Here is a 25282-nt window from a genome sequence, read left to right on the forward strand (position 1 = left end):
TATGAGCAAACATAACGAACTGCAACTCTATCTGGCCTCCGGCTCCCCCCGTCGCCGCGAACTGCTGACCCAACTCGGTTACCGCTTTGAGGTGCTCAAGCTGGATGTGCCGGAACAGCGTCTCGAGGGTGAGAAGCCCCAGGATTACGTCTGCCGCCTCGCCCGTGACAAGGCGATGGCCGGGGTGGCGGCAGCGCCAAGCGTGCTTCCCGTGCTCGGTGCCGACACCATAGTGGTGCTCGGTGATCGGGTGCTGGAGAAGCCCTCGGATCTGCTCGATGCCAAAGACATGCTGGAGGCGCTCTCCGGTCGCGTGCATCAGGTGATGACAGCGGTGGCCCTGGCCACGAAAGATCGCTGTGATGTGCGACTGGTGACCACCAATGTGGCCTTTCGCAAGCTGGATGAGAGCGAGATCGAAGCCTATTGGCGCACCGGCGAGCCCTGCGACAAGGCCGGGGCTTATGGTATCCAAGGGATTGCTGGCAAGTTTGTCAGCCGCATCGAGGGCAGTTACAGCGCCGTGGTCGGCCTGCCCTTGCTGGAGACGGATCTACTGATCAAGGCACATCTGGAACAGGCGGGCTGAGTCTTTCCCCGGGTTTTACCCTGTTACCTCCGCCCCTGTTCCGGATGGCTGCCCAGAATTCAAAACTAGAACAGACAAGGTAACTTATGTCGGTAGAACTGCTGGTAAACGTCACTCCCTCAGAGACCCGGGTCGCCTTGGTCGAGAACGGCCTGCTGCAAGAAGTGCACGTAGAGCGCCAGGCCAAGCGTGGCATTGTGGGTAACATCTACAAGGGCAAGATCAGCCGGGTGCTGCCCGGCATGCAGGCTGCCTTTGTCGACATCGGTATGGACAAGGCCGCCTTCCTGCACGCCTCCGACATAGTGCCCCATACCGAGTGTGTGGCGGTCAAGGAGAAAGAACAGTTCCAGGCGGGCAACATCGCCGAGCTGGTTCGTCAGGGGCAGGACATCATGGTACAGGTGGTGAAAGATCCTCTCGGTACCAAAGGTGCCCGCCTTACCACCGACATCACTCTGCCGTCCCGCTATCTGGTGTTCATGCCGGGCAGCGCCCACGTCGGCGTCTCCCAGCGGATCGAATCCGAAGCTGAGCGTGAACGTCTCAAGCGCACCGTGGCCGGTTATGTGGACGATCTCGGTGGCTATATCATCCGTACCGCCGCCGAGGGAGTGGGGGAGCAGGAACTTGAACAAGATGCCGCCTTCCTTAAGCGGCTGTGGCGCAAGATCCTGGAACGCAAGCACAAATACCCTCCCTGCAAGATCCTCTATGAAGATCCCAGCCTGGCGTTTCGGGTGGTGCGTGACTTCGTCGGCGCCGAGCTCGACAAGATCCGGGTCGATTCCAGACAGAGCTTCGAGGCACTCAAGCGCTTCACCGAGGAGTATGTGCCCGAGCTTGCCAGCAAGCTGGAGTACTATGCGGGCGAGTCGCCCATCTTTGATCTCTACGATGTGGAGAACGAGACCCAGCGCGCCCTGGAGCGCAAGGTGGAGCTGAAATCCGGCGGCTACCTCATCATCGATCAGACCGAGGCGATGACCACGGTGGATATCAACACCGGCGCCTTCGTCGGTCACCGTAATCTGGAAGAGACCATCTTCAACACCAACGTCGAGGCGACGGCGGCCATCGCCCGTCATCTGCGGCTGCGCAACCTCGGCGGCATCATCATCATCGATTTCATCGACATGCAGTCCGAGGATCACAGGCGCAGGGTGCTGCACAGCCTGGAGCAGGCCCTGGCCAAAGACAGGGCCAAGACCAACGTCAACGGTTTCTCCCAGCTCGGTCTGGTGGAGATGACCCGCAAGCGCACCCGCGAAAGCCTGGAACATGTGCTCTGCTCCGAGTGCCCGGAGTGCAAGGGGCGCGGCCGGGTCAAGACGGTGGAGTCGGTCTGTTTCGAGATACTGCGGGAGATCATCCGCGTCAACCGTGCCTACGATGCCGATCAGTTCACCGTCTACTCGGCGCCTGCCGTGGCGGATTATCTGCGCGGGGAGGAGTCCCACAGCCTGGCCGAGCTGGAGGTCTTTATCGGCAAGCAGGTTCGACTCATCAGCGAGCCGCTCTGTGGTCAGGAACAATTTGATGTGGTGATGATGTAGTGATCCACCGTTGGTTGAGTCGGGGCTGGCTGGCCCTCGGAGTCTGCTTCGTACTGCTGGCACTGCTGGTCAGCCTGGTGCGCCTTGGCGGTCCTCTGATCAACCAACATCGCCAGGCCCTGCTCGATCATTTGCTCGCGGGGAGTCAGCTTGAGGCCAGTGTCGATGCCGTCGGCTTGGGGTGGACCCAGAACGGCCCTGCGTTGGCCCTTGAGAACTTCACCATAGCCCCGGATTCGGGGCGTTTTGCTATTCGCCTCGGCAAAGTCTGGGCTCATCTCGATTTCTGGCAATCTCTGCAGCGGCTCAGGCCCGTGTTTGGCGAGTTGCAACTGAGCGATGGTGATATTCACCTCGATCTCAGCCAGCCAGCCGAGGCGCAGAAGGAGAAGCCCCATGACCAGCAGCGGGCCCTGCTGCGTTTCTTGCTGACCCAACTCGACACCTTCGATGTGCACAACACCCGTGTCAGCATCACCACTGCCCTTGGCGCGTTGCGGGCGCTGGATGTGGCCAATCTGCGCTGGCGAAACAGCGGCAAGCGCCATCAGGGGGTGGGCAAGGCTTATCTGGTCAATGGCGTGGGCGAGCGCACCCTGGATCTGATCCTGGATGTCACCAGCCCGGCGCGCAGCTTCGACAGGCTGGAGGGGCAACTCTACCTTGGCGCCAAGCAGCTCGATCTGGGCCCGCTGCTGGCCCGGATCCATCAGGGGGAGCCCAAGGTCGATGGCCAGCTCGACTTCCAGCTGTGGAGCAGCTTCGCCGGTGGCCAGATTGGCGACTCCCTGCTCGCTTTTGGTAACAACTACCTCATCTGGAAAGATCCCAAACAGGGCGAGACTCACCGTCTGGGCCTGCAGGGGGGCAAAGTACAACTGCGTCGGGAGGGGGATGACTGGCAACTGGCCAGCCACGACATGACCTTCAAGCTCGACGGCAAACCCTGGTTGCGCAGCAGGTTGCAACTCGAGCGCATCGGCGACAAGATCCAGGGTTATGTGCCCGCCGTGGATCTCAAGCAGGCGGCCAGCCTGAGCCAGCTGGTCTCTGGCCTCTATCCCGAGTTGGCCGAGACCCTCAAGCAGACCCAGCCAGAAGGGGAGCTGCAGGCGTTGTCCTTGCAGGCGGCGGGTGACTGGCAGGGACTCTCCCTGAGTGGCCGCCTCGCCCATCTCACACTCAAGGCCTGGCAGGATGTGCCAGGGGTCGAGGATCTCAACGGCGAGTTCTGGCTCACCCCGACCGGCGGCAGCGCCCGGCTAGGGATGAGCAAAGACAAGCTGGATCCGGCTCGTCACTTCAAGCGCGTCATTCCCATCGACGATTTCTCGGCCCGTCTCGATTGGTGGCACGCCCCTCAGGGCTGGGTGCTCTATGGCCAGGACATTCGCCTCGACAACCCTGACCTGAGCCTCAGCAGCCGTTTTCGACTCGACTTGTTCGAACACCCCTTCCTGGCCCTGACCGGCCACGTTGACGTCAAGAATGCGGCCCACGCTGATGGCTACTTCCCCCTCGCCGTGATGGACAAGAGCCTGGTCGATTACCTGAGTGGCGCCATTCAGGGGGGGCAGGCCAAGGGGGCAGATCTGCTCTGGTATGGCGAGTTCAAAGATTTCCCTTATGCCAAGGGAGAGGGCATTTTCCAGGTGGCCGTGCCCCTCGAGAGGGCGCGCTTCCAGTTTGATCCCGGCTGGCAACCCCTCACCGACTTGCAGATCGACTTGCTGTTCCAGAATGCCAGCCTGGATATGCGCAGCCACTCAACCCGGCTCGGCAAGGCGGGATCAGACGATGTCCATGCCTGGATCCCGGATCTCTACCCCGGAGCCCATCTCTACATCGACGCCAAGGTAGCAGGAGAAGGCAAGGCCATCAGCGACTACCTGCAAGCCTCGCCCCTGAATGATTCGGTCGGTCAGGCTCTGCGTGAGCTGGAAGTGCGCGGTCCTCTCAAGGGGTCCGTCAAGCTCGACATTCCTCTCGATGGCGAGGGGGAGGTGAAGGCCGAAGGCCACGCCGACTTCAACAACAACCGGGTACGGGTGGCTGCTCTGGATCTGCCCCTGACGCGGGTGCAAGGCCGGCTCGATTATGACAACGAGCAGACCCGTTTTCGCGGCCTCAAGGCCAGCCTGTGGGATCAGCCCCTGACCCTGGACTATCAGGGCAAGCAGCAGCCGGGGGCCTACAAAGTCGAGCTTGGTTTCAAAGGCAATTGGGACAGTACCCGCCAGCCGAAGCAGATAGGCGACCTGGCCATCTTGCAGGGACGCAGTGACTGGCGCGGCACGCTGGCTTTGAATCTGCCAAGCGGCAAGCCGTTCAACTTCCAGCTCGGTCTCGATTCGACGCTGCAAGGCATGGCCCTGACCCTGCCTGCCCCGCTCAACAAGGCGGCTGGGATGCGCCAACCGCTCAAGGTCAGGGTACGAGGTCTGGATGGGGTTGCCGAAATTCATGGCACTCTGGGTACAGATATCGCGCTGCAAAGCAGTCTGGTCTATGGCGAGGCGAGCCCCTATCTGAGCCGACTGCGGCTGGATGTGGGCGGTGCCGGTGGCCGAGGGCTGCGTGACAAACCCATGCTGATCGCCATCAACCAACCCAACGCCGATGTGGCAGGCTGGATAGCCAAGCTCAATCGCTGGTTGCCGGAGCACGGAGACAAGGGCACGGCCCTGGTGGGGCCCGCCTTCTTGCCGCAAGACTGGTGGGTGGACGGTCAGCTGGTACAGGCGAGCCTGGGCAGTGCCCTGCTCAAAGCGGTGCACTTCACGGTCGGTCCCGTCGCCGGGGCGACCGAGGTGATGATCGACAGCCCGGACGTGATGGGGGTGGTGCGTCTCCCCCTGGCAGCCCGTCAGCCGGTCGATGCCAAGTTTGCCCGCATTTACTGGTCCGGCAGTAGCAAGGACCTGCGACCCGGTGCCGATGCCAATCAAGACAGGGCAATCATGGATGCCATGCCCTGGCTCAAGTTCAGTTGTCTGGATTGCCGTTTTGGCGCCTTGCCCCTGGGGTCTGTCAAGGGAGAGCTGGTGCCAACTCCCGGCAAGGTGAGCCTCAAAGGGCTCGATATGCGGCTGGCGAACAGCCAGCTCAGCGGCAGTGCCGACTGGACCGCGAGCGCCACTGGCATGCAAACCCGGGCCCGGCTGAACGTGAACAGCAAAAACAGCGAGTTGCTGCTCAAGCGGCTCGGTTACATCTCCCCCATCGGCGATGCCCCAGCCAAGGCCAAGGCGAGTCTCAGCTGGCAGGATGTACCCTATAGATTCGATCTGGCGAGTCTGAATGGCACGGCCGAGTACCAACTGGAAGGCGGGACCCTGCGTGAGGTGAACGACAAGGGCGCCCGGCTGCTCTCCTTGCTGAGTCTGGACTCCATAGTGCGCAAGCTGCGCCTCGATTTTCGTGATGTGTTCGACAAGGGCTTCTACTTCGAGTCCATGTCCGCCACGGCCAGGATCGACAAAGGCACAGTGCAAAACAATGACTTCTACATGAAGGGGGCAGCGGGTAATCTCAGAGGTGAAGGGGTGCTGGATCTGGTGCGTTGGCAGATAGATTATGAGTTGAGCTTCTCCCCCAATCTGGGCGGCACCCTGCCGGTGGTGGCGGCTTTCTCCCTGACCCCCATCACCGGGCTCTATGTGCTGGCGCTCTCCAAGCTGCTCGAACCCGTGGTGGATGTCATCACTCGCATCGATTTTCGAGTCTCTGGCCCCATCGACGCTCCCAAGCTTATCGAGGCGGGACGGGACAGGGCCATGATCAAGCTCAACCGGGGTCAGAAGCAGGCAGTGGAGCAGGTGGCACCGACCCTGCCCCCCAATGAGGTGAGTCCTTTCCTGCTTAATCCCAAGCACGATGGCCCGTCCCAGCGCTGAACCTCCAACCGGATGATGAACAAGGAGTGAGTCATGTGGCTATGTGCTATGCAGTTGATCTCGGGGCGACACTGGGCCGATAACAGGGCGCAGATCGCCCGTTTGCTGGCAGCGCTTCCCTCGGCGCGCCCCCTGCTGGTGTTGCTGCCGGAGAACTTCGCCCTCTTTGGCGAGCGGCAGGGTTATCTGGATGGGGCCGAAGCGTTGGCGACCGTGCCAAGCGAGGCTGAACCCATTCAGGCTCAGTTGGCCCGGTGGGCTCAAGAACAGGGTATCTGGCTGGTGGCGGGCGCCATGCCCACCACCATTCCCGGCTCGGACCATATCCACACCAGCTCCCTGGTGTTCGATCCGGCGGGGGTTCGCCGAGGTCATTATCACAAGATCCATCTGTTCGACGTGGATGTGGCGGACAACCATGGTCGTTACCGGGAATCCGAGACCTTCAGCCCGGGTCAGGAGGTCAGTCTGATCGACTCGCCCTTTGGCCCCCTCGGCCTCTCTATCTGTTATGATCTGCGCTTTCCCGAGCTCTATCGTCGGCTGAGCGGCCAGGGTGCCCGGGTGTTGCTGGTGCCTGCTGCCTTTACCGCGGTGACGGGGGAGGCGCACTGGGAGCCGTTGTTGCGGGCCCGCGCCATCGAGAACCAGTGCTATGTGGTGGCGGCCAATCAGGGCGGCAGCCACGAGACGGGCCGCCAGACCTGGGGCCACAGCATGATCATCGATCCCTGGGGACGGGTGTTGGCCCAGCAGGCCAATGGCCCCGCCAATGTGCTGGCCCCAATGGATCCGGCTCTCATTGACGACTTGGCGCGTGCCATGCCGGTGTTGCAGCATACTCGCTTGCGTTGAGATGCCCACCGCCTGCGCCCGCAGCAGCGCGAGTACGCCTCTGCAACATGCCGCGCCGAGTGGGGCGACCTGGCGACGCGTATTCCATATCAGATCAGGCCAACTTGAGGCCGATGATCCTGTTCGCAATGGGATCCTGAACCGAACATTGCCGCTCGTGCGGCACTCGCCGCCTTGTCGGATGGCGAGCCTGGCCTCCGAAGAGCGCCGGGCACCTTGAGCCCTATTTTTGACCCCGGACGGGGATGGAGAAGAAGTTGAGTCTATTGAATCAGGTGAGTGCCTCACTGTTGGCCCCCAATGGTCTGGATGAAGGCCGCTTGCAGCAGCTGCTCGGCAGCCTGATGAGCCACCAGGTGGAGTTTGGCGATCTCTATTTCCAGCGCAGCTGGCATGAGTCCTGGATGCTGGAAGATGGCATCGTCAAAGATGGCAGTTACAACATCGACCAGGGGGTCGGGGTGCGTGCCGTCAGTGGCGAGAAGACCGGTTTCGCCTACTCGGACGAGCTGAGCCTGCGCGCCTTGCAGCAATCCGTGACCGCCGCCCGTGGCATTGCCGCCGCTGGGGCAGAGGGCAAGGTGAAGGCCTGGGCCAGAACCTCGGCCAATTTGCTCTATCCCGCCCTGGATCCTCTGCAGACTCTGGACAAGCATCAGAAGATTGCCCTGCTCGAACAGATGGACAAGTTTGCCCGCAGCCTGGATCCGGCGGTGACTCAGGTGATGGCTTCCATCAATGGGGTCTATGAAGAGATCCTGGTCGCAGCCACCGACGGCACCCTGGCCGCCGACATTCGCCCTCTGGTTCGTCTTTCTGTGACAGTGCTGGCCGAGCGGGGCGATCGCCGCGAGCGCGGCAGCGCCGGTGGGGGTGGCCGTTTTGGTTATGACTGGTTCCTGGAACTTGATGGTCTTGAGAGTCGGGCTTTTGGCTTTGTGCGCGAGGCGGTACGCCAGGCGCTGGTCAATCTGGAGGCGATAGACGCTCCGGCCGGCACCATGCCCGTCGTGCTCGGCTCAGGTTGGCCTGGGGTGCTGCTGCACGAGGCGGTCGGTCATGGCCTGGAGGGGGATTTCAACCGCAAGGGCTCTTCCGCCTTCGCCGGACGTATCGGTGAGCAGGTGGCCTCCAAGCACTGCACCATCGTCGATGATGGTACCCTGCAGGGGCGCCGTGGCTCTGTCACCATAGATGATGAAGGGGTTCCCGGCGGCTATAACATGCTGATCGAGAACGGCATTCTTAAAGGCTATCTGCAAGACAAACAGAATGCCCGCCTGATGGGGGTAGCGCCGACGGGCAATGGTCGTCGCGAATCCTACGCCGCCCTGCCGATGCCCCGCATGACCAACACCTACATGCTGGCGGGTGAGTATGATCCGGCGGAGATCATCGCCTCGGTCAAGAAGGGTATCTATGCCCCCAACTTTGGCGGTGGTCAGGTGGATATCACTTCCGGCAAATTCGTCTTCTCCGCCTCCGAGGCATATCTGATCGAGGATGGCAAAATAACCACTCCCATCAAGGGGGCAACCCTGATCGGCAACGGCCCGGAAGCCATGAGCCAGGTCTCAATGGTGGGCCGGGATCTCGCGCTGGATCGCGGCGTTGGGGTCTGTGGCAAGGAGGGGCAGAGCGTGCCGGTTGGGGTAGGTCAGCCGACGCTCAAGCTGGATCAGCTCACCGTGGGCGGCACCCAGTAACAGGTCATCCAGCTTGCCCGTGCTTGAACAAAGACCCCGGCCCAGTGCCGGGGTCCTTGTTTTATCGACGTGGGAGGCAACAAAAAGCCCCGGACCATGCCGGGGCTGTGGGAGGGGGATCAGTTGACCGAGATGGCTCTGGCATCGATGTAATATCGGGTATGGCCCTGAGGATCTGTCTTGATCCTGGCCAGCAGCCGGTCGGCATCCTTGTATTCCCAGTCCTGGACGAACCGGGCAGGAGAGGGGGTGGCGACACCAACCACGTTCAGGTATTCATGAAACAGGCTGTAGCTACGGATCTCAGTCAGCATATCTTCCATTGCATATCTCCTGAGGGGTAAATGGTTGAGGCAATACCACCTTAATCCTCGCAAACTGAATCACAGATGTACAAAAAACAACCCAAAAAGCCCTACTCTCCTCTCTTTCAATCCGGCTTGCTCAGGAGCCGTCGCCTTCCCACGCCTGCTCGATAGCTTGGTTGGTTGAACTTGCACTCTTGTGTTCTACCTGGACGGCAGGGGGGCTGTGGAACACGGGATCCTGGGCAACTTCCTTGATGCCGTTGATGCAGAACTGCATGCCCATACAGACCAGCAAGAAGCCCATGATGCGGGTCATGGCATCGATGCCCGTCTCCCCCAACAGCTTGCAGACCGGATCTGCCAGCTTGAGCACGCCCCAGCTCAGCAGGCTCATCAGGGCGAAGGCGGTCACGACACCACTGTAGATAGTCAGGCGCGGGCTATCTGCCGGTAGATCCGCAATTTGGGCGGCACCACTTATCACCAGAGCCATGGTGCCAGGGCCGCACATGCTGGGCATGGTGAGCGGCACAAAGGCGATGCTCTGGTTGGCATCCGTTTCTCCGGCCTGGGGCGGGGCCGGGAACAGCATGCGAAAGCCGATAAAGCCGATGATGAGGCCACCGGCCAGACGCAGTCCCGGTATGGAGATACCGAACAGATCCAGGATGGAGGAGCCGATGAAGAAGCTGACACAGAGGGTCACGAACAGATAGATGGCGGCGAGATTGATCTGGCGGCGCACATGTTCCCGGGACATGCCCTTGCTCAGACCCAGCAGCAGAGTAGCCGTGGTGGGCGGGTTTACCATGGGCAACAGGGCCAGCAGGGTCAGCAGTACAGCCTGAAAGAACATAAATAGCCTCGTGAGAGTGGTAATGAGGGCGCAGGACGGGGTGAGCTGCCCGGCGGAGGGTTTGTATCATGCAGCCTAAGCCGACTGGAAACAGTATGGAAAAGCCCCGTCTGGCGGGGCTTCATTCATCATGGGATGTCAGGCGACCTGAGGGGCACTCTGACGCGCGCTGCGATCTCGCAGCCAGAGGAAGAGGCCAAGCAGGAAACCCAGCGCCGACAAGGCAACCACATAGTGGGAAGGAGCCAGCACGTCATTTTTCATCCACAAGGTGACCAGCATGGGGGTCAGGCCGCCGAAGATGGCGTAGGCCACGTTGTAGGAGAAAGAGAGCCCGGAGAAGCGCACCACGGCCGGGAAGGCATTCACCATGACATAGGGTACCGCGCCCACAATACCCACCGCGAAACCGGCCAGTATATAGAGGGGGATCAGCTGCTCAGTCCCGTTCAGCAGGCCGTGATAGAAGCTGTAGCTGGCAATCGCCAGCAGCAGGGAACCCAGCATGAAGGTAGGGCCGCTGCCCAGGCTGTCGATGAGACGGCCGTAGCAGATGCAGCCCAGAGTCAGGGCGACGATGGCCAGGGAGTTGGCCGACAGGGCATCGGCCGGGCTGACCCCGTGCAGTTTCTGCAGATAGGAGGGGGTCATCAGGATCACCACCACTATGCCGGCGGAGAGCAGCCAGGTCAGCAGCATGGAGATCACCACGCTGCTCTTGTGTTCACGCAGCACCGTCTTGAGGGGCAGCTCTTCGGCCAGGGCCTTGTTGGCTTGCATCTCGGCAAACACTGGTGTCTCGTGCAGCCAGCGGCGCAGGTACATGGCGACGATACCGAAGATGCCACCGAGCAGGAAAGGCAGGCGCCAGCCCCAGTCGCTGACATCGCTCGGGCTCATGCTCTTGTTGACCGCAGTCGCGACCAGGGAGCCGAGCAGTATGCCAGCCGTCAGCCCGGCGGTGAGGGTGCCGCAAGCGAGACCGACCCGACGGGCGGGCACGTGCTCGGCCACGAAGACCCAGGCGCCGGGGACCTCACCGCCGATGGCGGCGCCCTGCATGATGCGCAGCGCCAGCAAGGCCAGGGGGGCACCAATGCCGATCACGGCGTAGGTGGGCAGCAGGCCGATCAGCAGGGTCGGCAAGGCCATCAGCAGTATGCTCAGGGTAAACATGCGCTTGCGGCCGATCAGATCACCAAAGTGGGCCATGATGATGCCGCCAAGGGGGCGGGCCAGGTAGCCGGCGGCGAAGATGCCGAAGGTCTGAAACTGGCGCAGCCACTCGGGAATGTCGGGTGGGAAGAAGAGCTCCCCTATCACCACGGCGAAGAAGACAAAGATGATAAAGTCATAGAATTCGAGGGCGCCGCCGAGGGCCGCCAGGCTCAGGGTCTTGTAATCCTGTCGGTTCAGTGGGCGGGCGTGGCCATCCGCATGTGTGGCTGTTGTCATATCCTTATGTTTCCCCATCATTTTTTAGTTATTGTTCCCCGATGCCGAGGATACGCTCAGCCTCGAGAGTATGCTTTTGTGTCCCTAGGTGTAAATCGCACAATTTGCAATACAGTCTTGCAACCCTGTATTGCCCACGAAGAGAGAATCGCATGAAACAAATGGATAGGCCCCGTACACAGGTCCTGCTCTCCTGGAGCAGTGGCAAGGACAGCGCCTGGGCCCTGCATCGACTGCAGCAGGATCCGACGATTGAGGTGGTGGGGTTGTTCAGCACCCTGAATCAGGAGTTTGAACGGGTCGCCATCCATGGGGTGCGTAAACAACTGCTGATGCAGCAGGCTGAGTGCCTGGGTCTGCCGCTGCGCACCCTGGATCTGCCCTGGCCGTGCAGCAACGAGGATTACGCCCGCATCATGACCGCTTTCGTGACCGAGGTGGTGGCTGGCGGGATCCGGCATATGGCGTTCGGGGATCTGTTTCTGGAAGATGTGCGCGCTTACCGCGAACAACAGCTGCAGGGTACCGGTATTCAACCGCTGTTCCCGCTGTGGGGCAGCGACACGACCGAGCTGGCACAGACGATGATAGCCGCCGGCTTGAAGGCGTACATCAGCACCCTGGATCCCAAGAAACTGGATGCCCGCCTGGGAGGTCATGAGTTCGATCAGACCCTGTTGGCCGCCCTGCCTGCCGGGGTGGACCCCTGCGGTGAAAACGGCGAGTTTCACACGCTGGCGGTCGATGGTCCCATGTTCCTGCGGCCTTTGGCGATAGAGGTAGGAGAAACGGTGACTCGGGACGGCTTCGTGTTCACCGATCTGCTACCTGTTGAGCCAACACACGCTCAGTGTGGCTAGTCTTTCCGGATGGCAAAGGGGCCGGATCCTGGCAGGAGCCGGCCCCTTTTTACATCACATCAGCGGCTGGCGAAGGTGTTGCAGCGAGCAGGGTCGCCGCTGTCGAAGCCACGCTTGAACCATTCGAGACGCTGGGCCGAGCTGCCGTGGGTGAAGCTGTCTGGCACCACGCGCCCCTGGCTCTGCTGTTGCAGGCGATCATCTCCTATGGCCTGGGCGGCATTGAGCGCCTCTTCCAGATCACCGCGTTCGAGTATCTGCTCGCGTTCCATCCGGTGTCCCCAGACCCCGGCGAAACAGTCTGCCTGCAGCTCCAGCTTGACCGACAGCAGGTTCTGTTTAACCTGGCTCAGCCCCTGCTGCTGTTGACGCACCTTAGTGGAGATGCCAAGCAGATTCTGGACGTGATGACCCACTTCATGGGCGACCACATAACCCTGAGCGAAGTCGCCATCGGCCCCCAGCTTGGTCTTCATGTCCTGATAGAAGGAGAGGTCGATATAGACGGACTTGTCGGCCGGGCAGTAGAAGGGCCCCATCACCGATTGCCCCTGGCCGCAACCGGTGCGAGTCGTGCCGCGATAGAGCACCAGCTTGGGGGGCTGATATTGGCTGCCGGATGCCTGGAAGATCTGTTCCCAGGTGTCTTCGGTCGAAGCCAACATCACCGAGGTGAAGCGCGCCAGCTCGTCGTTGGCGGGGATTGTGCCCTGTTTGCCGGGACCGGGTTGCTGCGACACGGATTGACTGGGATCCGTGCCATTGAGCAGCGGGCTGAGATCCACCCCGTAGTAGCCGGCAACCATGACTACCACCAGCAGCACCAAGCGCCCCTTGCCGCCAATGGGCAGGCCCCCGCTGCCGCCACTCTGCTGACGGCGATCCTCGACATTGTTGCTCTCACGACGGTTTTGCCAGCGCATGTTCACATCTCCTCAATCCGGTGGGAGTAATGATAATGGCTGCGGAGGAATTCTACCTAGTCGCCGGTCGACTCAGCCCTGGGCATGGCTGCCGCCGTGCCCAGGCTCGCGCATTATTCGGCCCAGGGCATCTCGGGCAGGCTGTCCAGAAACTGGCCATAGCGAACCAGGTTGAAGGGGCCCTGATCTGCATCCATCGCCATCAGCTCGGCGCCGAGGGCGCAGGCGATATATTGCAGAGCCTCTTCCCGGGGCATGCCCTTCATGGTGAGGCGCATCAGGGTCGCCTTGACCTGGAGCGGATTACCCTCGGTCAGCTGGTTTTCCACTGTTTCCAGCAGAGTCTTTTCGTCAAAAAATTCAGCGGTATCTTGGTTATGGTCGGTCATGGTCTGGCTCTTGGCGCCCGATGTGGACAGGGTAGAAAATAAGGGCGGATATTATAGCCTGCTTGAGATACCGAGTCCGGTCTTAGTGGTGAAAGCCTCATCAGATGGCGGCCTGCGTTGGCAGGAAATCCGATCCAGGCCCGGATTTAATGGCGTGACGCTTGTCATCGGGCCCCCTCGGGTGCAGTCTTGAGGCTCTCTATTTCCCTCTTCAAGCCACGAGAAACCCATGATCCGCACCGATCGCCTGCACCTGCGTGAACTCGACCCCAGTGATGCCCCCTTCATTCTTGAACTGCTCAATGACCCCGACTTTCATCGTTTCATCGGCGATCGCGGTGTGCGCGATCTGGCGGGAGCCGAGCAGTACATCCAGCAGGGCCCCAGGGTCAGCTATGGCCGGCATGGTTTCGGCCTCTATCTGGTGGCGCGAAAGAGTGATGGGGCCAAGCTTGGCATCTGCGGTCTGGTCAAACGAGAGACTCTGACGCACGTGGATATTGGTTATGCTTTCCTGCCAGCTTATCGGGGTCAGGGCTATGCCCTGGAGGCGGTACGTGGTGCACTGAAAGATGGCCTGGAGCGGCTTGGTATCGACTACGTGGTCGCCATCGTCAGCCCGGGCAATCAGAGTTCACTGGCACTGCTGGCCAAGTTGGGGATGGAGGAAACTGCGCGTATCCGGTTGGGAGAGGATAGCGATAAATGTCTGCTGCTCGAACCTGTTTGCTAACGAGCAAGTCCGGATATGCAACAGGCCACCCCTTGGGGTGGCCTGTCTGTTTCGGCTGGCGGCTATTATGAACCCGGTTAATCGAGGTCTTCGATGGAGAACTCGGCCGGGAAGCCGTCGCACTGGATGGCAAAGCCACCGCTGAAACGGGTATTGAACTGGATCAGATAGCCGGGGCTCGGATCCATGGGCGGCAAGTTGATGGGTTTGCTGCGACGCAGTGGCTTGTGTATTTGTATGGTAGTCATTATTAAATTTCTCTATATAAATTAAATGGTTGCTCCTTGTTTGGCAAATTTCAGGTTAATGGGCGCGGTCAACTCATGGGTTAACAAGCGCGCAGGAATACCCAGCCCGAGTGACGGGCGTCTGCACTATCAAGGAATATGCTGATGCATAAATCAAATTAGGTGGGCAGAGCGGGTCTGCACCGTGAGAGCCGGGCAACGCAGGCAGACAGCCTGGCGGTTCTCAAGGCGAGTAAATCAGAAGAAGGTTATGCGGATACTGACAGGGTTCATCGTGAGGTGAAGCATTGCAGGGTAAACATAAACAGGGCTGATTAACTAGCCAGCGCGCACTATGTCGTTAACTTGTGTAAAAAGCAAACATTTATTTGCTCGTTTAGCGACGAGCCTGAACTTACCGTTGCCTATTTTCGCCCAAGCCGCAGTGTTTATGACGATGATGCAGGGGGAGAACCAGCGTCTTCTGCGTTGTGTTTAGTGCGGTTGTCGGGCAGAGTTGGAGCAATTTGATCGGTTCAAGGAGTAGAGATGAGAAACCTGGATCAGCTGGATCTGGATATCCTGGCGCACCTGTTTCGGGATGCCGGCATGACCAACAAGGACTTGGCAGCCCTGGTCGGGGTGGCTCCCTCCACCTGTCTGGAGCGGGTGCGGAAATTGCAGCAGGACGGCGTGCTCAAGGGGGCCCACTGCGAGGTCGATCATCAGGCTCTCGGCGGTCATATACAGGCCATGGTCTCCTTGCAGCTGGCGCGCCACAGCCGCCAGATCATCGATGAGTTTCGCGATAGCATATTGCGGCTGCCCGAGGTGATCAGCCTGTTCCACATGGGGGGCAAGGACGATTTCCTGGTGCATCTGTGCGTGGCTGACACCGAACATCTGCGCAACTTCGTATTTGATCACTTTACCTCCCGCGAGGAGGTGGTCCACCTCGAGACATCCCTGGTGTTCGAGCACAGATTCAGCCGCTCTTTGCCCTGCTTTCTGACGACCTGAGCCAGGTTAAACCAATAAAAAACCCGCCAACTGGCGGGTTTTTTATTGGTGAGGGCCATGGCCCTCCTGAACGCTATTACTTGAGCGTCGTTTCAGCCTCAGCCTCGGGGGCGGTGCGATAGAGTCCCTTCTGGTAGGCCATGCTGCCCCAGAGCGCCAGTCCCAGTGCCTGCTCCTTCATGGCCTCGGATTGGGGAGCCGGGATCAGGGTTTGGGCGGTCGCGTCATAGACGAAGCCTGCGGCGGGCTGCTCGGGCTGCAGTATCACCACATCCTTACCGCGCATCAGTGCGAAGTTTTTGTCGTACTGCATGATGGCGCGCCCTGGCCAATCGGCCGGGGTTTTGGTCAGATCCTGGCCGAGCATGGGATAGCTGGCGCTCACCCCCATGAGGGAGAGCAGGGTCGGCGCCATGTCTATCTGGCTGACGATACGTTCATCCTGTTTGGCGTTCACCCCGGCGCCGACGATGACTCCCGGGATATGGAAGCGGGGAATCGGTACCAGGCTTGCCCCTCCCACCCGACTGTCATGGTCGGCGATGACCAGGAACAGGGTGTCTTGCCAGTAGTCGGATTGCTTGGCGCGCTTGAAGAACTCGCCGATGGCGTAGTCGGCATATTTGGCCGCATTGTTGCGAGTCGCCTTGGGTTGTTCATAGAGCTCGATGCGGTTGTCCGGGAACTCGAAGGGATCATGGTTGCTTGAGCTGAATACCAGACTGAAGAAGGGTTTTCCCTCCTTGTGCAAGGCCGCGAAGGTGTCGTTGGCCTTGGCCATCAAGTCTTCATCCGAGGCGCCCCAGGACCCTTCGAATACCGGGTTCTTGAAATCCTTCTGCTCGACGATCTGACTAAAGCCGTTGCCGAGGAAGAAGCTGCGCATATTGTCGAAATGGCTCTCGCCGCCATAGATGAAGCTGGTGCTGTAACCCCGTTGCTTGAGCAAATCTGCCAGAGTGAAGAAGTTGGTCTGGCTCTTGCCCAGTTTGACTACGGCTTGAGCTGGGGTAGGGGTGAAGCCGGTCACCACAGCCTCTATGCCGCGCACCGAGCGGGTACCGGTGGCGTAGAGCTGGTGGAAGGCCCACCCCTCTTTGCTCAGGGCGTCGATGTTGGGGGTGAGTGGCAGGCCGCCAAGGGAACCGACAAACTGGGCGCCCAGACTCTCTTGCAGCAGTATGACCAGATTCTTCGGTTTGCCCTGATGGCTGGCCGGGTTGAAGCTCTGGCTTGGCAGGCTGACCGAGTCAAAGGCGGCTGCAGGGCGGGCGCTTTCAGCCCGGATCAGCTCGATGACCCGTTCATCCGGCAGTTTCCCATACATGCTGGCTGCATCTTCCTCGTTACCCAGTTGCTTGATGGCAAAGAACAGTGAGTAGGAGGAGTTTACCGTCAGGGCATTGACCAGGGGGTCGTCGGCAAAGGCGACCATGGCCGGGTTGAGGGCGCGGTGGCCCAGGCTGGAGCGGGCGCCAAGGAAGCCAATAGCCAGGATCAGCAAGGCGAATGCGGGACGCAGATACCAGCGGGGCTGCGACAGGTCTTTGAGCAGATTGCCTGCCAGGCGCCAGCCTCCCCAGAGGGTCAGGGCGCTGATCACCAGCGCCAGGAGCAATTCGCCCTTGCGACCGGTCCACAGCATGGAGAGCACCTCTTTGGGATAGATGAGGTACTCGATATAGAGACGATTGGGGCGCACTCCATATTCAGTAATGAAAGAGGGAGTCGAAATTTCGAGGAAGACCATGAGCCAGAGCCCCAGAGTCAACCAGATACGCATCAACCAGAGCCACGCGCGACCAATCCCATGGGGGCCTGCCAGCAGCATGGTAAACATGGCGGGGACACCCCACAACCAGCAGAGGGTCGCGAAGTCGACCCGGATCCCCTGCAGCAACATCGGGCCCCAGCCAGCGACGGCACTGACGCGATCTTCCTGCCAGAGAGCCAGACCCATTCGAGAGAGGCTTAGCATGGCGAGAGCGAGTAAAGAGAAGCAGGCAAAAGGCCAGAAGGGGCCGAGCCACAGTTTGAGCTGTTTCATTAAGGATTCCTGATATGAGCCTGTATATGCCTGTTTCCCCAGGCATTATTTTATTGTCGTCGGTAAGACACTGCAGAAGGGAAAAGGTTGCAATCGAGGAAGCGAAACGGTGCAGTATTCGCATTCTCACCAACTCCATCCTCTGGGTCAGGCTTGCAGTTACACGTCCCTGCGTGCTCGCCACCATAGGGGAAAATCCCTGGTGTGCCCAGCGTTCATGGTGGGGAATTGCGTGATAGAGGAGAGATAACTGGCTCGCATCCTCGTGATGGAGGGGCGGCTATTGATAGATAGCTGTCTGGGGGACTGCGTGAAAGCGGACACATTCTGGCGCTGGAGGGATAAAAAGGCCCCATAAGAGGCCTTTGTTCAGCAGAGGACTATCGCAGTTTGGCCAGGGAGGCACCGAGGCGGCTCAGCAACAGGCTATCAAGCAGCCAGATGACCAGCATGGAAGCGCCGACCAGCGGGAAGGCGAGGCCAAGCAAGACCAGCAAGAGGAGGGCACCGCGCAGGGAGGGCAAAGGATTTGGCAGGGGCGGCACGCCGAGTCGGCCAGCCGGGCGGCGACGCCACCAGATCCAGAGACCACTGACCGCGCTCAACAGCACCATCAGACAGATGAGCAGCATGGCCAGCTGGTGGGGCCAGCCATACATCTTGCCCATGTGCAGCATGACGCCTGTCTCCACCGCCTTTGCGACCAGATTGTAGTCCTGCCAGCGTACATCGGCCAGTACCGTGCCGCTGTACTGGTCAATGTGCAGGGTGGCATCGTTGCGGGGATCGTCGGCAAAGATCGAGAGGGTGAAGACACCCCTGGAGCCCGACGGTGGTGTAATGCTATAGCCGGGTTGCACCTGGCGGCCCTCGGCGGTTGCCAGCACCTGTTGCCAGCTGATGCGACCGGGCTCGGCCGGGCCGCCAGCCTGACTCATGGCGCTATGGTCATGGGCGACGGATTCCTGCATGGCGGCGTTCTGTGCCTGGCTGGCATCCTGGTTGTGAGCAACCGATGTCGGTATCGGCTGGGTTTCCACTGCCCAGGGGACAGTCTGTTCATGAGCATGATTCAGGCTGCGGGCCAGCGGCGCTGAGCTCGGCACCTGATTCCACATCTGGGCGGGGAAGCTGTTCCATACCCCGGCGAATTTGTCCCCCCAGAAGCCGGTCCAGGTCATGCCGGTCAATAGCAGCAGCACGAGGAACCCCGCCCCCCAGAAACCGGCGACTGCATGCATATCCCGCCACCAGAGACGGCCTCGCTGGTCGCGCCTAGGCCAGAGCAGGCCCTGCATGCCGGGCCCCTTGCGTGGCCACCACAAATAGAGACCGGTGCCGAGCAGCACCAGACCCCAACCCGCAACCAGTTCAATCAGTCGATCTCCTATGGTACCCAGCATCAGTTCGGCATGGAGAGCGCGGGCAATGGCTTGCAGGTTGTAGCGATTATCTTGAGTGCCGAGCAGGGCGCCACGAATGGGATCGATGAAGATTGTCAGCTCTTGATCCTGCTGGCGCACCACTAATTGGTCGCTGCGATCAGGCGCCGGGGCTGGTATGTATTTCACTATCTGGCTATCAGGCAAGGCGTCATGCGCCCGGTTGACCAGGAAGTCGGCATCCATACGCTGCTCACCCGGCACGACAATGAGCTGCTCTGGGTACATGAGTCGATCCAGCTGGGGCTGGAACAGATAAATGATCCCGGTCAGGGAGAGCAGGATCAGGAAGGGGGCGACAAACAGACCGGCATAAAAGTGCCAGCGCCAGATCCGTTGGTAATGACTCACATCCTTATTGTTCACATGACACTCCTCGGCATAAAACATAAACCTTATCGCTGGTGGAAGGTTTGGCGCGCGGATGATAACAGCAAGATTTTGCCAGCCGCAACTGTGTAACTTGCCGCCGGGTCAGGTGGTGAGCCAAGGCTTGCCCTCAGGCGTCGCATGGAGGACTGATTGATGGAGGATGCCGGAAAAAGAGTGAAAGGCTGCCAGAGGAACAGAGGGGAAATAGCTGGCGGAGCCGTGGTTTGGTAGCGTCAGGCTAACTTGATGAACCATTTATCCCGTTCGTCGACGCAATCGGGTTCACCCATTTCAAATTCGCGGCAGATAAGGGGGCGCACCTCATAGATGCGGCACATCATGGTGTTACGGTCCAGCGCCGCACACCAACCATCTTCCAGCCGGTGCATCACGGGCACCTGTCCTTCTATCTCATCCACATAGCGGTCGGGCACGCCGGTGTCGGTAAACAGCATCACTTCGAGGCGACAGCAGCAGGCCTCGCAGTTCTGACAGCTAACTTCGGGTGGATTGGGTGGTGACATGGGTCATCTCATGGGGTCTGGCTTGGTTGGAAGATGACACAGGCGCCTGCAACGGGCGCCTGTGGTTTATGGAGCAGGCGACAACCTGAACCTTAGCCCAGCTTGCGGGCGCGGTAGGTGCGGCCTTTGATTTTGCCTTCTTGCAGCCGCTTGAGGGCGACGCTCGCTACCTGACGTTTGACCGCCACATAGGAATATTGCTCGGAGACCTGGATCTTGCCGACGTCGCTACCGGCTATACCGCCTTCACCGGTCAGGGCGCCCAGGATGTCACCGGCCCGCACCTTGCTCTTGCGGCCCGCATCGATGGAGAGGGTGGCCATCAACGGGGCGATCGGCTTGAGTTCGCGGCCAATGCTGGCCAGATCGCCATGGGGGATAGGGGCCTGCTGGTACTCTTCGATGAAGTTGACACGCTGGGCTTCGTTCGGCTGATAGAGGCTCAGGGCCAGGCCTTGCTGACCGGCGCGACCAGTACGGCCGATGCGGTGTACGTGGATCTCGGGGTCATAGGTCAGCTCAAAGTTGATGACGGCACCCAGCTCCTTGATGTCCAAGCCACGGGCGGCCACGTCGGTGGCAACCAGAATGGAGGTACTGCCGTTGGCGAAACGCACCAGCACCTGATCCCGTTCGCGCTGCTCCAAATCGCCGTTCAGCGCCAGTGCCGAGAACCCCTTGGCAGCCAGATGGTCAGCCACGTCGTTGCAGGCGCGCTTGGTGTTGCAGAACACCACGCAGGAACTCGGCTGATAGTGGCTGAGCAGCCAGCTGAGGGCTTCGAGCCGCTGACCGGCGGGCACTTCATAGAGCTTCTGTTCGATGGCGCTGTCTTCGTGGAGAGATTCGACGCTCACCTCGACCGGATTGCGCTGCACGCCACGGCTCATCTGGGCAATCCCTTCCGGATAGGTCGCGGAGAAGAGCAGGGTCTGGCGGCGCTCGGGGGCATAGCTGATGACTTTGTTGATGTCTTCACCAAAGCCCATGTCCAGCATGCGATCCGCCTCATCCAGCACCAGCGTTTCCAGACTGGACAGCTCCAGAGTGCCTTGTTCCAGGTGCTTGAGAATACGACCAGGGGTGCCGACGGCGATGTGGGCACCAAAACCCAGGGTGGCGGATTGCGGTGCAGTCGGGGTGCCGCCGCACAGGGTTACCAGCTTGATATTGGGCAGGGTGCGGGCCAGTCGACGGATCTCCTGAGCCACTTGATCCGCCAGCTCGCGGGTCGGGCAGAGCACCAACCCCTGCACGTCGAGACGGTTTGGGTTAAGCCGGGAGAGCAGGCCGAGGGCGAAGGCGGCAGTCTTGCCGCTGCCGGTTTTGGCCTTGGCGATCAGGTCTTTACCATCGAGCACCAAGGGCAGGCTCTGCGCCTGGATCGGGGTCATCTGCAGATAACCCAGGCTGGCGAGGTTCTCAAGCAGGGCAGGAGAGAGGTTGAGGCTGCTAAATTCGCTGTTGTTCACAAGCAAGGGCTCTACTTTTAAGGAAAACGGGGGCGCACGTGGCGCTAAGGGCGCGCATTGTACCAGAAGCGAGCCTTAAATGTGGCGGGTTTTTGAACATTCAGTGGCGATGTGTAAGGGCATGTTAGTGAGGCGATGAGGATAAAAAAAGGGCTCCATCACGGAGCCCTTTGATTGAGGAGGGACGACGGTTAGTTACAACCGCTGAGGGCGGTAACAGTACCAGTCAGACCATCTTTACTGGCGACATAGACGACGTTATCGCTCAACAGCACTGTTCTGGTCGAGCCAAGATTGATGCCGATGAGCGCACCATTCTCGGTCCAGCTCGCCACGTTGGTGAGATCCTGAGTCGAGCCATTGTTGTAGGTGCCCGTGGCCCGCAGGGTGATCAGATTGGCAACCGGGATCCCCAAGAGATTGACCGACAGCCCTATGTTGCAGGTCACCGCCAGGCTGCTCAGGGAAGCTGCAGAGACAGTAAATGCCTGGCTGCCACTGATGCCCGAGTAGGTGCCCGTGATGGTGGCCGAGCCAGTGCTGACGGCGGTGACCAGGCCTTGTGGGGTCACGGTCAAGACTGCGGTATTGCTACTGGTCCAGCTCGTCAGATTGGTGACATCTTGTGGCGAGCCCACTCCGCTCAGGGTGGCTTGTGCCGAGAGCTGCACATTGGTGCCTGTCACCAGCGTACCGGAGGCGCCTCCTTGAATCACGACCGAGTTCACCGTGGAGGGTGCTGCCGAGATGGGCGCCGTCGGCTGACTGTTGACGCCATTGAGACTGGCGCTGATGGTTGCCGTGCCGCTGCTGGCCTTGGCCTCTATCCGACCCTTGTTCGACAGGTTACCAACGGCGATCACGCTCGGGTTGCTGCTGCTCCACTGGGCCTGACCGGTGACCTCGATCGGCGTCGCCGAGTTGGAGTACTTGGCAAAGGCTTTCAGCTGGCGCTGGATCCCGAAGGGCAGGTCACTGAGATCCCCCTGTACCGTCAGGTTGTCCAGGGTGGGGTTGCCGACGTTGAGGGTCACAGTGTTGCTGATCCCCCCTACTTCGGCCGTCAGGGTGACGGAGCCGGGCAGCAGGCTGGTGACCAGACCATTGACCACGGTTGCCAGCAGTGGATTGCTGCTGCTCCAATTCGCCTGATTGGTGACATCCACTACCAGACCATTGTCATAGACCGCATTCACCTTGAGCTGGGAGAGCAGTCCGGCAACCAGGTTGACGGGCACATCCAGGATCTCGAGGTTAAGCAGGGTGGGCGAGCTGATATCCAGCTGAGCCAGGTTACTGTTGATGCCGGTCAGCGTGGCCTGGACTGTGCCTCCTGCTGTTGGTAGCAGGGCGGTCAACAGACCATCGGCACCAACCACGGCCGCATTAACGGGTGTTACAGTCCAGGTCACCAGATCGGTGATGTCCGAGGTGGTGCCATTATCGAACAGGCCTATGGCCACTAACGGTTGGGTCAGCGTCTCAACCAGACTGATGACGGGTGGTGTGATCTGTATGCCTGCCAGCAGGGTCGGGGTGACTGTGATGGTCAGTGTCTTCGACTGGCCGCCGTAGCTGGCAGTAATGCCTGCCGTACCCGGTGCCACCGCGGTGATGAGGCCGCTGGGTGAGACAGTAGCAACTCCTGTGCTGTCACTGACAAGTGTCGCCGATGTGGTCACATTGCTACTGGTGCCATCGGTGAAGGTAGCTGTGACCGTCAGTTGGGTCGTAGTACCTGCCGGCAGGGTATTGAGCAGAGCGCCAGTGGTGAGATCCAGACCATTGTTGACGAGTACGGCACTGGTGACAGTCACCGTGATAGTCGCGGTTTCGCCATCCAGGGTACCTGTGATGATGGCGCTGCCAGGGGCGACGGCGGTAACCAGACCGGAGGGGCTGACGGTGGCGGCAGCGGTATTGTTGCTGGACCAGTTCACGGAAGCCGTGACATTTTGGCTGCTGCCATCGCTATAACTGCCTGTTGCCGCGAGTTGACTGGTCAGGCCCGCAGCCAGGGTCAAGGGCGGGGTTGTTATAGCCAAGCCATTTGTATTGAGGGTGGCATTGGTAACAGTTACCGACAGAGTCGCGGTTTCTCCATGCAGGGTGCCGGTGATAGTGGCGCTGCCGGGGGCAACGGCGGTAACCAGACCAGAGGGGCTGACGGTTGCAACAGCAGGGGCGCTGCTGATCCAACTGACACTGGAGGTAACATCCAGGTTGCTACCATCGTCGTAGCTGCCGTTAGCTGCGAGCTGAGCTGTCAGGCCGGCAGCCAGGGTCAAGGGAGGCGTCGTGATCGACAGACCGTTCGGGTTGAGGGTTGCGCTAGTGACTGTGACCATCAGAGTGACTGTTTGTCCGTCAAGAGTCCCGGTGATGGTCGCAGTGCCAGCGCCGACGGCGGTGACCAGGCCAGTCAGGCTGACGGTGGCGACAGCCGGATCACTGCTGACCCAGCTGACGGAGGCAGTGACATCCACAGTGGTGCCATCGCTATAGCTGCCGGTAGCGGCGAGTTGAGCTGTCAGGCCCGCGGCAAGGGTCAGGGGGGGATTGGCTATGGTCAGGCCGCCTTGATTGAGGGTGGCATTGGTGACAGTGAGACTGAGGCTCTTTGTCACGCCGAGCAGGCTGGCAGACAGAGTGGTACTGCCGGTCGCCATGGCTTTGACAAGGCCTTGGGTGCTGATGGTGGCGATGCTGGTATTACTGCTCAACCAGGCAACTTGGCTGGACACGTCCTGAGTGCTCTGGTCGCTGAGGGTTGCAATAGCTGTCAGCTTGTTCGTCAGCCCCTTGGCCAGGGTTAGACTGGCTGGAGTTATCTGGATCTGGCTGATGGTGGCATTGGTGACAGAGATAGTTATCTGGCCTGTCGCTTCTTGCAAGTTGGCGGTGACAATCGCAGTGCCGCTTGCCTTGCCGGTGATCTGTCCTTTCGCATCGACAGACAGCAAGGTGGGTTGATTGCTGATCCAGCTGGCTTGAGAAGAGATATCTTTGCTGCTTCCGTCCGAGAAGCTGGCCATGGCTGTTAGTTGCAGTTTGAGCCCCTTTGCCAACTTGGACGCAGGGGCTGTGATCTGAATATTGGTGACGATGGCACTCGTAGCTTCAAACATGGAGCTGTTACTCGTCACGCCTTGATAGCTGGCGGTGATGGTGGATTGCCCCAATTCCATGGCTTTAGCCAACCCACTGTCATCTATGGTGGCGACTGAGGGGACAGAGCTGTTCCAGGTCACCTTGGTGGTGACATCCTCAGTGGTGCCATCGCTGTAGGCGCCTACCGCCTGATATTGGGTATCGATACCTAGCGGGATCTGGGGATCAACCTCAGCTCGGGCCTGAGTTCCGATGGGATTGGCGGTAATTTGGAGACTCGTTAATTTCTTGGCAGGACTTGGGCTGGGAGAATTACTATCGTCTCCGCCACCACCCCCTCCACCACAGGCAAACAATATCAAACTAAACAACAGTGGAAGAAAAATATTCAGCATCCTGCTCATAGTATTTCCCCTTACACATTCTTCGCTTATATGGATTAAATGGCTGATATGGTTTTCGTATCGCGTGAATAGCCGTTTACATCTATCGATTGTGTGGTTATCAGATTGATTTTAAATTTGTTATTTTTGATTGGTAATGGAATGGCTTATTAAAACCATGCTCTATGCGGTTATAGGGCATCATATTGATAATATTTTCCAAGAGGGTTTAATATGAGCAATTAATTAATCAAAAAGTATCTATCCCTTTAACTGCCAACCTCTATTGATATTAATGACATTTATTTTGTTTATATGTTTAGGCAATAAAACCCGATAGCGCCACACTCTATTGATAGAATAAAAAGTAAGGTATTTTTTCAAAAACCAATAATGTTTGTTATATCAATATGGTTTGCTCTCTTCTGAACGAGGCAGGTTCAGATGCTTGAGTGAGGATGGCTGAGGGGCAGCCAGTTACTGCGCTGATGCGGAGAAAGGGCAGCGTTGCGGGTCGAGATAACGACCAGATCGACCATAGCGTCATGTCAGAGATTG

At 59.6% G+C, this 25282-nt stretch carries 19 protein-coding genes; 8 read left to right on the plus strand and 11 right to left on the minus strand.

All coding sequences use genetic code 11. The features are described 5' to 3' along the window. The first annotated feature begins 1 nt into the window (after position 1). From ACSMDR_RS12000 to tldD, 5 genes are all read left to right on the plus strand, one after another. Positions 2 to 589, plus strand: coding sequence for a Maf family protein (locus tag ACSMDR_RS12000; RefSeq protein ID WP_005902410.1), 588 nt, complete (start codon positions 2 to 4; stop codon positions 587 to 589). 86 nt (positions 590 to 675) lie between these two features. Next, positions 676 to 2145, plus strand: a complete 1470-nt coding sequence (gene rng / locus ACSMDR_RS12005; protein ID WP_436468400.1) for a ribonuclease G — start codon at positions 676 to 678, stop codon at positions 2143 to 2145. After that, on the plus strand, positions 2145 to 6041 hold the full coding sequence (locus ACSMDR_RS12010; RefSeq protein WP_436468401.1) for a YhdP family protein: 3897 nt from the start codon (positions 2145 to 2147) through the stop codon (positions 6039 to 6041). The genes rng and ACSMDR_RS12010 overlap by 1 nt, the downstream gene beginning before the upstream one ends. Positions 6042 to 6074: 33 nt before the next feature. After that, positions 6075 to 6896, plus strand: coding sequence for a carbon-nitrogen hydrolase family protein (locus ACSMDR_RS12015; RefSeq protein ID WP_436468402.1), 822 nt, complete (start codon positions 6075 to 6077; stop codon positions 6894 to 6896). A gap of 257 nt (positions 6897 to 7153) precedes the next feature. Continuing rightward, positions 7154 to 8602 (plus strand): metalloprotease TldD, encoded by a 1449-nt coding sequence (gene tldD / locus ACSMDR_RS12020; protein WP_436468403.1) that lies wholly within the window; start codon positions 7154 to 7156, stop codon positions 8600 to 8602. Between the two features lie 119 nt (positions 8603 to 8721). Here tldD and ACSMDR_RS12025 read toward each other — a convergent pair whose 3' ends face one another. The 3 genes from ACSMDR_RS12025 to ACSMDR_RS12035 all read right to left on the minus strand — a co-directional run bounded on the left by ACSMDR_RS12025 (position 8722) and on the right by ACSMDR_RS12035 (position 11221). Next, positions 8722 to 8925 carry a hypothetical protein gene (locus ACSMDR_RS12025; protein WP_005902420.1) on the minus strand — a complete coding sequence of 68 codons (204 nt, stop codon included), beginning with the start codon at positions 8923 to 8925 and terminating at the stop codon, positions 8722 to 8724. A gap of 121 nt (positions 8926 to 9046) precedes the next feature. Next, positions 9047 to 9766 carry a MarC family NAAT transporter gene (locus ACSMDR_RS12030; RefSeq protein ID WP_436468404.1) on the minus strand — a complete coding sequence of 240 codons (720 nt, stop codon included), beginning with the start codon at positions 9764 to 9766 and terminating at the stop codon, positions 9047 to 9049. A gap of 138 nt (positions 9767 to 9904) precedes the next feature. Then, complete coding sequence (locus tag ACSMDR_RS12035) at positions 9905 to 11221, minus strand: MFS transporter (RefSeq protein WP_436468405.1); 1317 nt, start codon at positions 11219 to 11221, stop codon at positions 9905 to 9907. Positions 11222 to 11373: 152 nt separating this feature from the next. Between ACSMDR_RS12035 and ACSMDR_RS12040 the strand changes: the two genes are divergently transcribed. Further along, positions 11374 to 12081, plus strand: coding sequence for a Dph6-related ATP pyrophosphatase (locus ACSMDR_RS12040; RefSeq protein WP_436468406.1), 708 nt, complete (start codon positions 11374 to 11376; stop codon positions 12079 to 12081). A 59-nt stretch (positions 12082 to 12140) separates the two neighbouring features. Here the strand turns inward: ACSMDR_RS12040 and ypfJ are convergent, their stop codons facing one another. Together ypfJ and ACSMDR_RS12050 are read right to left on the minus strand one after the other, a co-directional pair. Continuing rightward, positions 12141 to 13004 (minus strand): KPN_02809 family neutral zinc metallopeptidase, encoded by an 864-nt coding sequence (ypfJ, locus tag ACSMDR_RS12045; RefSeq protein ID WP_436468407.1) that lies wholly within the window; start codon positions 13002 to 13004, stop codon positions 12141 to 12143. Positions 13005 to 13117: 113 nt separating this feature from the next. Then, positions 13118 to 13393 carry a hypothetical protein gene (locus ACSMDR_RS12050; RefSeq protein WP_436468408.1) on the minus strand — a complete coding sequence of 92 codons (276 nt, stop codon included), beginning with the start codon at positions 13391 to 13393 and terminating at the stop codon, positions 13118 to 13120. Positions 13394 to 13622: 229 nt separating this feature from the next. Here ACSMDR_RS12050 and ACSMDR_RS12055 point away from each other — a divergent pair, with 229 nt between their 5' ends. Next, positions 13623 to 14126, plus strand: coding sequence for a GNAT family N-acetyltransferase (locus tag ACSMDR_RS12055; RefSeq protein WP_436468409.1), 504 nt, complete (start codon positions 13623 to 13625; stop codon positions 14124 to 14126). 77 nt (positions 14127 to 14203) lie between these two features. Here the strand turns inward: ACSMDR_RS12055 and ACSMDR_RS12060 are convergent, their stop codons facing one another. Beyond that, positions 14204 to 14374: a hypothetical protein gene (locus ACSMDR_RS12060; RefSeq protein ID WP_005902436.1), complete on the minus strand. Its 171-nt coding sequence runs from the start codon at positions 14372 to 14374 to the stop codon at positions 14204 to 14206. A 528-nt stretch (positions 14375 to 14902) separates the two neighbouring features. On the opposite strand from ACSMDR_RS12060, the gene ACSMDR_RS12065 reads away from it, so the two are divergent. Beyond that, positions 14903 to 15373 carry an Lrp/AsnC family transcriptional regulator gene (locus ACSMDR_RS12065; RefSeq protein WP_005902438.1) on the plus strand — a complete coding sequence of 157 codons (471 nt, stop codon included), beginning with the start codon at positions 14903 to 14905 and terminating at the stop codon, positions 15371 to 15373. Between the two features lie 76 nt (positions 15374 to 15449). On the opposite strand, the gene ACSMDR_RS12070 is transcribed toward ACSMDR_RS12065, so the two are convergent. The 5 genes from ACSMDR_RS12070 to ACSMDR_RS12090 form a co-directional block, all read right to left on the minus strand. Then, positions 15450 to 17420: an LTA synthase family protein gene (locus ACSMDR_RS12070; RefSeq protein ID WP_436468410.1), complete on the minus strand. Its 1971-nt coding sequence runs from the start codon at positions 17418 to 17420 to the stop codon at positions 15450 to 15452. A gap of 380 nt (positions 17421 to 17800) precedes the next feature. Next, positions 17801 to 19228, minus strand: coding sequence for a PepSY-associated TM helix domain-containing protein (locus ACSMDR_RS12075; RefSeq protein ID WP_040319406.1), 1428 nt, complete (start codon positions 19226 to 19228; stop codon positions 17801 to 17803). 239 nt (positions 19229 to 19467) lie between these two features. Then, positions 19468 to 19758, minus strand: coding sequence for a YkgJ family cysteine cluster protein (locus ACSMDR_RS12080; RefSeq protein ID WP_005909956.1), 291 nt, complete (start codon positions 19756 to 19758; stop codon positions 19468 to 19470). Between the two features lie 92 nt (positions 19759 to 19850). Then, entirely contained in the window at positions 19851 to 21230 is a 1380-nt protein-coding gene (gene dbpA, locus ACSMDR_RS12085) for an ATP-dependent RNA helicase DbpA (RefSeq protein WP_436468411.1), read from the minus strand. A gap of 191 nt (positions 21231 to 21421) precedes the next feature. Continuing rightward, positions 21422 to 24745, minus strand: coding sequence for a beta strand repeat-containing protein (locus ACSMDR_RS12090; protein WP_436468412.1), 3324 nt, complete (start codon positions 24743 to 24745; stop codon positions 21422 to 21424). Between the last annotated feature and the right edge of the window lie 537 nt (positions 24746 to 25282).

It is taken from the genome of Aeromonas molluscorum, assembly GCF_051376105.1.
Classification (GTDB): domain Bacteria; phylum Pseudomonadota; class Gammaproteobacteria; order Enterobacterales; family Aeromonadaceae; genus Aeromonas; species Aeromonas molluscorum.

Coding starts and splice junctions, on each gene's coding strand:
- ACSMDR_RS12000 (WP_005902410.1), top strand. CDS start 2: ATGAGCAAACATAACGAACTGCAACTCTATCTGGCCTCCGGCTCCCCC.
- rng (WP_436468400.1), top strand. CDS start 676: ATGTCGGTAGAACTGCTGGTAAACGTCACTCCCTCAGAGACCCGGGTC.
- ACSMDR_RS12015 (WP_436468402.1), top strand. CDS start 6,075: ATGTGGCTATGTGCTATGCAGTTGATCTCGGGGCGACACTGGGCCGAT.
- ACSMDR_RS12025 (WP_005902420.1), bottom strand. CDS start 8,925: ATGGAAGATATGCTGACTGAGATCCGTAGCTACAGCCTGTTTCATGAA.
- ACSMDR_RS12030 (WP_436468404.1), bottom strand. CDS start 9,766: ATGTTCTTTCAGGCTGTACTGCTGACCCTGCTGGCCCTGTTGCCCATG.
- ACSMDR_RS12035 (WP_436468405.1), bottom strand. CDS start 11,221: ATGACAACAGCCACACATGCGGATGGCCACGCCCGCCCACTGAACCGA.
- ACSMDR_RS12040 (WP_436468406.1), top strand. CDS start 11,374: ATGAAACAAATGGATAGGCCCCGTACACAGGTCCTGCTCTCCTGGAGC.
- ypfJ (WP_436468407.1), bottom strand. CDS start 13,004: ATGCGCTGGCAAAACCGTCGTGAGAGCAACAATGTCGAGGATCGCCGT.
- ACSMDR_RS12050 (WP_436468408.1), bottom strand. CDS start 13,393: ATGACCGACCATAACCAAGATACCGCTGAATTTTTTGACGAAAAGACT.
- ACSMDR_RS12055 (WP_436468409.1), top strand. CDS start 13,623: ATGATCCGCACCGATCGCCTGCACCTGCGTGAACTCGACCCCAGTGAT.
- ACSMDR_RS12060 (WP_005902436.1), bottom strand. CDS start 14,374: ATGACTACCATACAAATACACAAGCCACTGCGTCGCAGCAAACCCATC.
- ACSMDR_RS12065 (WP_005902438.1), top strand. CDS start 14,903: ATGAGAAACCTGGATCAGCTGGATCTGGATATCCTGGCGCACCTGTTT.
- ACSMDR_RS12070 (WP_436468410.1), bottom strand. CDS start 17,420: ATGAAACAGCTCAAACTGTGGCTCGGCCCCTTCTGGCCTTTTGCCTGC.
- ACSMDR_RS12080 (WP_005909956.1), bottom strand. CDS start 19,758: ATGTCACCACCCAATCCACCCGAAGTTAGCTGTCAGAACTGCGAGGCC.
- ACSMDR_RS12090 (WP_436468412.1), bottom strand. CDS start 24,745: ATGAGCAGGATGCTGAATATTTTTCTTCCACTGTTGTTTAGTTTGATA.